The 10,546-nt window shown below is 35.6% G+C and carries 9 protein-coding genes; all 9 read left to right on the top strand.

Features of this window, described 5'->3' with window-relative positions:
• Window positions 1–493 precede the first annotated feature (493 nt).
• The 9 genes from MKY07_RS10700 to MKY07_RS10660 all read left to right on the top strand — a co-directional run bounded on the left by MKY07_RS10700 (window position 494) and on the right by MKY07_RS10660 (window position 10,527).
• A complete protein-coding gene (locus tag MKY07_RS10700) occupies window positions 494–937 on the top strand; it encodes a hypothetical protein (protein ID WP_339262061.1) in 444 nt (147 codons plus the stop codon).
• A gap of 153 nt (window positions 938–1,090) precedes the next feature.
• On the top strand, window positions 1,091–1,342 hold the full coding sequence (locus tag MKY07_RS10695; protein WP_339262059.1) for a hypothetical protein: 252 nt from the start codon (window positions 1,091–1,093) through the stop codon (window positions 1,340–1,342).
• A gap of 812 nt (window positions 1,343–2,154) precedes the next feature.
• Complete coding sequence (locus tag MKY07_RS10690; RefSeq protein ID WP_339262057.1) at window positions 2,155–3,402, top strand: hypothetical protein; 1,248 nt, start codon at window positions 2,155–2,157, stop codon at window positions 3,400–3,402.
• 4 nt (window positions 3,403–3,406) lie between these two features.
• Window positions 3,407–4,918 carry a M81 family metallopeptidase gene (locus MKY07_RS10685; RefSeq protein WP_339262055.1) on the top strand — a complete coding sequence of 504 codons (1,512 nt, stop codon included), beginning with the start codon at window positions 3,407–3,409 and terminating at the stop codon, window positions 4,916–4,918.
• A 13-nt stretch (window positions 4,919–4,931) separates the two neighbouring features.
• Window positions 4,932–6,500: an ABC transporter substrate-binding protein gene (locus MKY07_RS10680; protein ID WP_339262053.1), complete on the top strand. Its 1,569-nt coding sequence runs from the start codon at window positions 4,932–4,934 to the stop codon at window positions 6,498–6,500.
• Window positions 6,501–6,639: 139 nt separating this feature from the next.
• A complete protein-coding gene (locus tag MKY07_RS10675; RefSeq protein WP_339262051.1) occupies window positions 6,640–7,584 on the top strand; it encodes an ABC transporter permease in 945 nt (314 codons plus the stop codon).
• Window positions 7,585–7,600: 16 nt separating this feature from the next.
• Complete coding sequence (locus tag MKY07_RS10670; RefSeq protein ID WP_339262049.1) at window positions 7,601–8,485, top strand: ABC transporter permease; 885 nt, start codon at window positions 7,601–7,603, stop codon at window positions 8,483–8,485.
• Window positions 8,486–8,515: 30 nt separating this feature from the next.
• A complete protein-coding gene (locus MKY07_RS10665) occupies window positions 8,516–9,514 on the top strand; it encodes an ABC transporter ATP-binding protein (RefSeq protein WP_339262047.1) in 999 nt (332 codons plus the stop codon).
• Window positions 9,511–10,527 (top strand): dipeptide ABC transporter ATP-binding protein, encoded by a 1,017-nt coding sequence (locus tag MKY07_RS10660; protein ID WP_339262045.1) that lies wholly within the window; start codon window positions 9,511–9,513, stop codon window positions 10,525–10,527. The genes MKY07_RS10665 and MKY07_RS10660 overlap by 4 nt, the downstream gene beginning before the upstream one ends.
• Window positions 10,528–10,546: the final 19 nt, after the last annotated feature.

Raw genomic sequence — 10,546 nt, 5'->3', positions numbered from 1 at the left:
TTTCGTAAAAATAATAAATCATATCTCCCATTGCGAAAAAAGATTAGTTTAACCTATAAAAAGGGCAATAGGTCTAAAGGTTAATTTTTTATTTTAGGTTGTAAGAGGGACTTTTTGTTCACTTAACTAATAGTTAATTGTTATTCTTAAGTAGGAAAAGGTGACAAATATTCATCGGTTAATTTGTTGGAATGTTCAGTATTTTAATTGAGTTAGAGAATTAGTGGTTTAAACATTTAAAAAATAAAGTAATCAAAATGTTATTTTCGACTAATTAATCGATAAATTTGAGGGGGAATAAAGTCTCGTGAGCTATCTGTATATATTTCACTAGTGTTTAGGTTTTAGTTAAAATTTCGCTTTTTTATAATGAAGTTATTTTTTGGAATTGTCGAAATTTGTAAATAGGTTACTGAGTATTTCTATTATGTTTTTGTTATAACAAATCAAAGTGGAATTGGCGATTAAGAAGAAAGGTATAGGAGGTCTTATTATGGCTAGCCAAAATAAAAAAGCAGAACCAATTCTGCTTTTTTACAACAACATTGTTATCCAGGTAATGTGTAGAACGAATATTCCGCTATATAAGAACATAACGAAAGAAAGGACTATACGCCAAACATTTGTTAATCTTGTAGGAAAATTTGACTTCCATAATAACCAAATTAGCCCGGATAAGATAACTTTTGTGCCGAGAATCATTAAGGGCGAAAGTGAACTCAACAGGGGATTTGCTTCTTCAATCCATTCGTTGCTGAGTCCCCAAGCTGTACAAATGCCATCAATGAGATTTAATACCATAATGACCAACAACATCCGTTTAATATCAAACAAACGTTTCACTATACGTCACTCTTCGCTCGAATCGCAATCTCTCCTTTTATTCTTTTTCGGTAGCTACAATTTTGCTTCTAACGAACATTCCATCTTTATATAATCTTTTACAAAATTGTATATTTATACTGCTTATATATCGAAATTAAAAGAAGGGTAGTTTCCCTAATAGAAAGAACCCGTAAACGTTGAGATACAAACATTAATGGGCTCTTAATATAAAGCTGAAATTATAAGGTTAGTGGGAGGAAATGCAATGGATCAATATATACAACAAACACTTGTTGGAGATGAAAATGCAATCTGGCATGTAACAACGATACATAAGCCTAGATTACTCGCTAAAGCATCTACATATATGAAAAATATTTTGGAACATGGCTATAAAATATTAATTCGGGAAAGGCAATATGCAAAGGACAAAGCAAGGATGAAGTGGCTTTTATTCTTTGAACGGAAGCATTCAGCTAAATTAATCATAAATTATGTCACCAAATTCCCACAATAATATTTTAATTATTTTGAAAATTTAGAATTGACTAAAAAAATATATTACTATATGATTGAAATAAACCTAGGTTGCTTTAACTAATTGGTACAAAGGCCTTAAAAAAGTTGTAAAAGGAACGGTATGTGATTTCCGAAACTTATTATAAAAATGAGTTCAGAAGAGGTTATCCAGCAGTAATCAACCATTCTGAAAACGAATTTATTGCTGAGAATTAAAGAAAGTACCGGGTTTTTATTCCGTTACAGTATTTGAACCGAATAAGTGTGGGGAAAATTTCGTATATTATTTCCAGCATGTAAAAGTTACTTTTTTCTTCACTGGAGCTTCTGTCTCTGACCCCAAAGAAATTTATCCACATCATCATCCTAAGTTTAACTTTAACGAACGTGGAATGTTAATTGCTGCATAAGTATTAGGTAGTGCAACGTTATAGCACATGAATTTAAAACAATTCACAACCAACTCTTAAATGATTTCCTTTTTCTGATTAAGGAACAATAAAAGCTTACGTGCAAATTTCGATATTAGAGGAGCCATAAATAAGCTACCCTCATGAATAAGGAACTATAAAGGAGTAAGCTTATGTTCCTTTATTTAGGGACCATAAAGGAATAAGTTTTAACCCGAAAATAAAAGAAAGCTGTAATTAAGGAACCATTAAAGAATAAGCACTCAGTCCATTTAAGGACATCTAATTAAAAAGCATTACAGTCCTTGTGAAAAGGGGGAAGAGTTTTATTCATACATCATCTAGAATCGCAGTAATTGGACCCGAGGAACTTGTCGACAAATGTATTTCTCTCCAAGATTTGTTTCCAACATTAAACTTACAACCATTTTATTATCAATCGGATTTTGAAACAGTTAATATCGTTTCACAGCTAAGTGATGATTTTCATTACATTTTATTTTGTGGACCAATTCCATTTTCAAGAGCCCTTTATCTTGAAAAGATGAAGAAAATACCTAATAGCTATATTCCATTTCATGGATCTAGTTTATTAAAAGCATTATTTCAAGCACAGAAACTTGGTGAATTAAATCGAATTAGTCTTGACACTATACATGTTGATCTAGTATTAGAAGCTTTTCAAGAATTAGAAATCCTCAAATCTCCGAAACACATTGTAGAAATACATCCTGAAAGAGATGCATTATTTTTAGCCAACTATCACAAAACTCTTTATGAGAAAAGGGAAACCGTTGGAGCAATAACAATCTCATCAACGTGTTATAAAATTTTACAAAAACACAATATACCATGTATTAAAGTTACCCCACTATTATCAACCGTTAGAGAGGCTTTGGAAAAAGTGAATTTAACTTGTGAAAATCTGCATAATTTAGCTAATCAAATCTCCGTAGGGATTATATCTCTTGGCATCTCAGAAAATCCTAACTTACAAATAGATTTTGAAGAATATATATCAAAGTTTGTCAACAAACTAGATGGTCAATATATTAAAAAATCGCCAACCAAATTTTTATTTTTTACCACTCGTTCCATGATTGAGAATCAAACAAACTCGTTTACTATTTTGCCTACCCTTTTCCATGAGGAAGAAGGTTTAGAAAAAGTAAGATTTAGCATTGGTGTAGGAATAGGGGGAACTACTAATTTAGCCACGGAATCTGCATTTGTAGCTTTAAAAGAAGCTAAAAGGCACTCTCAAAAGTATATAGAAAATAGCTTATTTGTTGTTCACGAAGGAGATAAAACCACTGGACCGATTACAACAATCAATACATCTAAAAGTATTGATTTACGTACTACAGATGCCTCACTTCTAGAAATTGCTAAAATTTCTGGACTTAGTACGAAGACGTTAAATCGAGTTATTCAAGCAATAAAACAAGTTGGTAATGAATTTACCGTTAATGAGATTGCACCCTATATGGAGGTATCTGTAAAGAACATGCAAAGAATCTGCCGAAAACTTGAAAATTCAGGTGCACTTAAGGTAGTAGGGAAAGAAACCCTAGAATCAAAAGGAAAACCAAGGAGAATTTTTACACTTAATGAAGATCGAATCGTTTCAAACAAAGGAAGGGGTTGAGATTTTGAAAATAGTTATTGGGCAATTATCTCATGAAACAAATACATTTTCTAATGTGTTAACAACCGAGGAGTTATTTAAGCTATGGGAGTGGACTGAAGGAGAAGAGGTCGTTCAGAGAAATCGAGATGTAAAGGATTATGTCGGAGGGATGATTGATGAATGCGAGGAACAAGGGTTTGAAATAATACCTACATTTTCTGCATCAGCTCTTCCATCTGGATTAATCCCGTTTGAAACCTATCAAACTATTAAAGAGAACTTTATAAAGAACTTCCCATTAAAAGGGCAATATGATGGTGTATGTTTAGCACTTCATGGAGCTGGAGTAGTGGAAAGCATTGATGATTTAGAAGGAGATTTTCTTGAATTTATCCGTGAGATTGTTGGTGATGGGGTGCCAATAGTCGTTACGTTAGATCTGCATGGAAATATAACTGAGAAGATGCTAAAACATGCAGATTTATTACTAGGGGTAAAATTGTATCCCCACACGGATTCATATGACCGAGGCAAAGAAGCGGTTATTCGTTTAAAACAAATCATCCAAAAAGAAATTGAGCCTAGCATTCATTTAAAGAAATTACCGCTCATCATTCCAACATGTACGTCGAATCTATCTCCTATTAAGGAATTAAATGAAATTTGTAGGGAATTTGAAAAACAAGATGGCGTGCTCGAATGTACCTTGTATCACGGGTTCGCGTATACGGATGTTCCTTATGCTGGCGTCTCGATTTTAGTAGCTACTGATGGGGAAAAACAATCTTCAGCAGCTATTGCCAAAGTTGTAGCTGAAGAAGTGTGGAATGTTAAAGATGAATTTTATTCGCCAGAAATTTCTCCAGCAGAAGGAATTCAAAAAGCTTTAGAATCACTATCAGCTCCTATCGTTTTAAATGAAACTTCCGATAATCCTGGATCAGGCACTCCAGGTGATGGCACGTATTTACTAAAAGCAATGCTTGAATCAAATTTAGAAAACTCTTGTTTAGGGATGATTTATGATCCTGAAGTGGTGGAATTAGCACATAAACAAGGTGTCGGTACTGTCATTGAAACATTTATTGGTGGTAAGACAGATCATTACCATGGTGAACCTGTCTTTATCAAAGGGTATGTAAAATCATTGTCAGACGGCATCTTTAAACAATCTTCACCCATGTGGAAAGGAAGAGAAGTCAATTTAAAAAAATCTGTAAGGATTCAAGTCGGAGGACTAGATATTATCGTTGGTTGTATTCATACGCAAGTATTTGATGAACAAATATTCCTTATCCATGGGATTGATGTACACAAACAAAAAATAATTGGCTTAAAGTCGAGCCAACATTTCCGAGCAGCTTATGAATCAATTGCAGCTGAAATTATTACGGTAGATTCACCAGGGTTAAGTACGTTACAACTGGATAGATTTGACTATAAAAAGTTAAGACGTCCAATCTATCCATTTGATAAAGAAGTACAACTAGAGCTAATCGAACATAAACAGGATACAACAATTAAAAATGTTTAAGGGGGATAAGAAAATGAAGAAAATGATTTCGTTTCTATTACTAACTCTATTAATCATTGCAGGCTGTAGTGATGATTCCACACCAGGAACAGGAAGTACAGGAGATACTCAAGGGACACCTGAAAAAGGTGGGCAATTGAATGTTGCAATTAATACCCAACCTGCAACATTAGACCCGCATATGTCAACTGCAACTATTCTAACAGAAGTATCGCGTCATATTTTTGAACAAATCGTCGCATTAGATTCAAGTTACCAGGTACAACCTATGCTTGCTGAATCCATTGATGAAAGTGATGATGGCACACAGTATACATTCAATCTTCGTCAAGGTGTCAAGTTCCACAATGGAAAAGAGTTGAAGGCTGAAGACGTCGTTGCATCATTAGAAAAGTGGAAAAATATATCGTCAAAAGCGAAAACAGTTATTCCAGATGCTACATTTACTGAAATTGATGAATATACAGTGGAAATGAAAATTCCAAATAGGATTTATGGGGTACTAACACTTTTAGCGGATAACGGACAAGCTGCTGGCATCATGCCAAAGGAAATTGCTGAGAGCGCGGGACCTACAGGCGCGACAGAATACATTGGTACAGGACCATTTAAATTTGCTGAATGGAAACAAGACCAATATATTCATCTAACAAAGAATGAAGATTATGTATCATTAGAAACACCATCAGATGGACTTACGGGAAAAAAAGAAGCATTAGTAGATGACATTTACTTAAACATTGTTTCAGATGCTTCTACTCGAGTTGCTGGTATCCAATCAGGTCAATATGATATTGCCATAACTTTACCACCTGATAACTTCCAAATGTTAAGTAATAATTCTAATTTAAAAACAGAAATGGCTTTAAAAGGGAATATTGGATTTGTCTACAATAAAGCTGATCGTGTCTTTGCAAATGAAAAAATGCGACAAGCATTTAACGCAGCTTTAGATACGGAAAGCATTATGTTAGCTGCATTTTCAGACGAAGCCTTTTATCGTATTAATCCTGGATATATGCTACAAGAACAAGTGGACTGGGCAAGTGAAGTCGGAAATGACAGATATAACGTAAAAGACCCTGAATTGGCGAAACAACTATTACAAGAAGCTGGTTATAACGGAGAAACAATTAAAATTCTAGCAACTCGCGAATATGAATATATGTACAATTCTGCAGTTGTTATAAAAGAGCTTATGAAAGAAGTCGGTGTAAATGTTGAAATTGAAGTAGTGGACTGGGCAACACTACTAGACTTAAGATCAGACCCAACAAAATTTGATGCATTCATTACAGGATTCCCACTGGTAATGACGCCACCACAATTATTATATTTAAGCCCTAATTGGCCAGGTTGGACAAATGATGAAGAAATTACACAGCTCATTGCACAACTGAATGCTTCTGCGACTTCTGAGGAGGCGAAGGCAACATGGGATCAATTGCAAGACAGAATGTATGATTACCTACCAATCTCTAAACTTGGAGACTACTACGAATATTATGGTGTTTCTAACAAAGTGAATGGTATGACAATTTTTGATGGAATGATTTTATGGAATACATCTAAAGCAAAGTAATTCTAAACCTGAAATATTGTGGTCATTAACTTAAAAGTGGATGACCACAATTATTTTTATCCCAGTGCAACCACCCGAATAGTGGGAAAAGTCCCGCTCATGGAAGTCTCACTTTATAAAGAAAGGTGATAATAATCTCATGGCAAATTATATCCTGAAACGTCTTTTATCAGTCATTCCAGTGTTATTTATCGTTTCTGTGGTTGTCTTCTTTATTATCCATCTCACACCTGGAGATCCAGCTTCGGTGATGTTGGGGGATCAAGCGACTGAAGAGCAACTAGATGAAGTAAGGGAACAACTTGGACTCAATCAACCAATTTACATTCAATACTTTTCTTGGATAGCAAATGTACTACAAGGCAATTTAGGATTCTCTTATTTTATGAACGAGCCTGTTCTCTCTTCTATTTTTGAACATTTAGAACCGACGATATCCCTAGCTATTTTAGCAGAAATATTTGCGATTCTTCTTGCCATTCCTTTCGGGATTATCGCTGCGAAAAGAAAAGGGTCTGCTGTAGATCAAACGTTTATGGGATTCTCTTTATTAGGAATTTCTGTTCCAAGTTTCTTACTTGGATTGATCTTAATTTTAGTATTTGGAGTTTATTTTGCTTTATTACCTGTAGCTGGATATATGCCGTTAAGTGCGGGGTTAATAGAGCACTTACGTTATTTAATTCTTCCAGCGATTGCTCTTGGAACGATGCAAGCAGCACTCATTGCTCGTATGACACGTGCTTCCATGATTGAAATATATGAGTTGAACTTTGTAAAAGCAATTCGTGCAAAAGGGACAAAAGAGATTGTTTTAACGGTAAAACACGTATTTCGAAATGCTTTAATTCCTATTATTACTGTCGTTGGTCAAACGTTAGGAACGCTTATTGCTGGAGCCGCTGTTGTCGAAACCGTATTCAATATTCCAGGGATTGGTCAACTGATATTAAACTCTGTAGAAAGACGAGATTACTCCGTTATTCAAGGGTCGATTTTATTTATTACTTGCTCCTATATCTTTATTAATCTAGTTATTGATTTACTATACGGTTTGATTGACCCAAGAGTGAGATTGAAATAAGAGGGAGGGAAGACAATTGGAAACAATTCAACACGTTGATTTAAAAGATACTAAGAACCGATTGAAAAAAGAACAACGAAGATTGGCCATTAGAGGGTTTTTCAATAATAGGCTTGCGGTGACAGGCGGTGTAATTACGACCATTATTTTGTTACTCATTTTATTAGCTCCAGTTATTGTCTCCCAGGATCCTTACTCGATGGTTGTGACGGATAAACTCCAAGGCCCATCTTCAGAGCATTGGTTTGGAACAGACAACTTTGGACGCGATTTGTTTAGCCGAGTAATTTACGGCTTACAAAATTCAATGATGGTTGGATTTGTTGTAGCTCTGATTACAGCAATTGTCGGTACAATTGTTGGATTATATGCATCGTACTATCGAGTACTTGATGGAATATTAATGCGAATCTGCGATTCCTTAATGGCCTTTCCAGCAATTTTACTAGCGATTGCTATTATGGCAGCACTTGGACCAACGACATTGAACGTAATCATAGCGGTATCTATCGTGTATACACCTTTTATCGCACGAACAGTTCGATCCTCCGCATTAGTCATTCGAGAACAAACGTATATTGAGGCGATGGAAGCGCAAGGGGCAAAGTCTTCGAGAATCATATGGAAGCATATGGCCATCAATACGTTATCACCGTTGATTGTTCAAGCGACATTTGTTTTTGCGGAAGCAATTATCGTTGAAGCAGCATTAAGCTTTTTAGGAGTCGGGGTACCCGCTCCAGAACCGACTTTAGGAAATATTCTATTTGATGGGAAAATCTTTATTTACAACGCATGGTGGTTAGTAGTCTTCCCGGGTGTTTTTATGATTTTAAGTGTGTTGGGCATTAACTTACTAGGGGACGGTTTAAGGGATGTATTATCTCCAAAACGTAAATAACAGAGGTGAAATGGAAGAGGTGATCGGTATATGGTGGGAAAATTATTAGAAGTAAGTGGACTTTCTACATTTTTTCATACGGAAAGAGGTAAAGTGCAGGCACTAAAGAATATTAGCTTTCATGTAAAAGAGGGTGAAATTTTAGGGGTCGTGGGTGAGTCTGGTTGTGGGAAAAGCGTAACTTCCCAGTCAATCCTTCGCTTATATGATGAAAAGCACCTTGTAGAATACAATGGGACGATTTCATTTAGAGACAAGAATTTATTAGAACTACCCATGAAAGAAATGGAACATATTCGCGGGAACAATATTTCAATGATTTTTCAAGACCCGTTAAGCTCATTAGACCCGGTATATACAATTGGTTCACAAATTTCGCAAGTTTTGCGTACCCATAAAAAGATATCAAAGAAAGAAGCATTAGAGAAGGCCATTGAACTTTTAAAATTAACAGGTATTCCCTCTCCCGAAAAACGAGTGCATCAGTATCCACACCAACTATCTGGAGGAATGCAGCAACGGGTCATGATTGCCATCGCTCTTGCCTGCGAACCAAAATTGCTTATTGCAGATGAACCGACAACGGCATTGGATGTAACTATTCAAGCTCAAATTTTGGAACTTATTCAAGAGTTAAATGAAAAAATGGACATGGGAATTATGTTAATTACTCATGATTTAGGTGTAGTTGCAGAAGTCTGTTCGAGAGTCATTGTAATGTATTTAGGTCAAGTCGTTGAAGAAGCAGATGTGAAGAGTTTATTTAATAATCCTTTACATCCTTATACGAAAGGTCTAATCCAATCCATTCCGAAGATGGATGGAGATCGGAGCAAGGACCTTTATGTGATTCAAGGAAATGTCCCTTCTCTTGAAAATGCACCAAAAGGATGTGGTTTTTCTACAAGATGTCCATTTGCAACTGATAAATGCCGCCAAGAAAATCCAGAGTTAACGACACTTAGTAATCAACAAAAAGTACGTTGTTGGCATTATGCAGAAATTCTTCAAGGGGAGGTCGTCTCGTGATTACACAACAATACAAAGAAATCATACAAGAAACAGAGGTTAAGGGAGAGCCCGTTTTAAAAGTTGAAGGATTAAAGAAGTATTTTTACCCTAAAAAATCAATTGGTGAAGAGCAAAAAGTAGTGAAAGCGGTCGAGAACGTTTCCTTTGATTTGTATAAAGGTGAAACGTTGGGGATCGTTGGGGAATCTGGATGCGGAAAAAGTACGATGGGGCGTAGCTTATTACGTCTGATTGAACCAACAGAAGGTAAGGTCTTTCTAGAAGGAAACGATATAACGAATTTAAATATAAACGATTTAAGAAAAGCTCGAAAAAATATTCAAATGGTGTTCCAAGATCCATATTCATCTTTAAATCCTCGATTGCGTATTGGAAACATTCTCGAGGAATCATTAAAAATTCAAGGAATCGGCAATAAAAACGAACGGACAGAAAGAGTACTAGAAATGTTAAATTTAGTTGGTTTAAATGAGGCACAATACTATCGTTTTCCACATGAGTTTTCAGGTGGACAACGGCAACGGATTGGACTCGCAAGGGCTTTAATAGTTAATCCGAAAGTCGTCGTTTGTGATGAGCCCGTTTCCGCATTAGATGTTTCCGTTCAAGCACAAATTATTAATCTACTAAGAAATTTACAGAATACGTTATCTGTAAGTTTTATCTTTATCGCCCATGATATTAGCGTTGTTCGCCATATTTCAGATCGAATTGGCGTTATGTACCTTGGCCATTTAGTTGAGGAAGCAACAACCGAAGAACTTTTTGCGAACCCTAAACACCCTTATACAAAATCATTGTTATCAGCCGTACCATTACCAAATCCTGAGGTGAAAAAAGACCGAATAATTCTTAAAGGCGATTTACCTTCACCTATGAATCCACCTTCTGGATGTGTTTTTCACACCCGCTGTCCAATGGCAATGGATATATGTAAAAGCGTATTACCTCAGAGAACAAAAGTGAGCAATTCACATGTAGTTAGATGTCATTTAAATGAAAGTGAATAATTTGAGTCGGGGGTAGCTA

This window comes from Solibacillus sp. FSL W7-1472 (genome assembly GCF_037969775.1).
GTDB classification, from domain to species: Bacteria; Bacillota; Bacilli; order Bacillales_A; family Planococcaceae; genus Solibacillus; species Solibacillus silvestris.
Note: the sequence above shows the minus strand (reverse complement) of the source record. Positions and strands in the feature narration are given on the sequence as shown.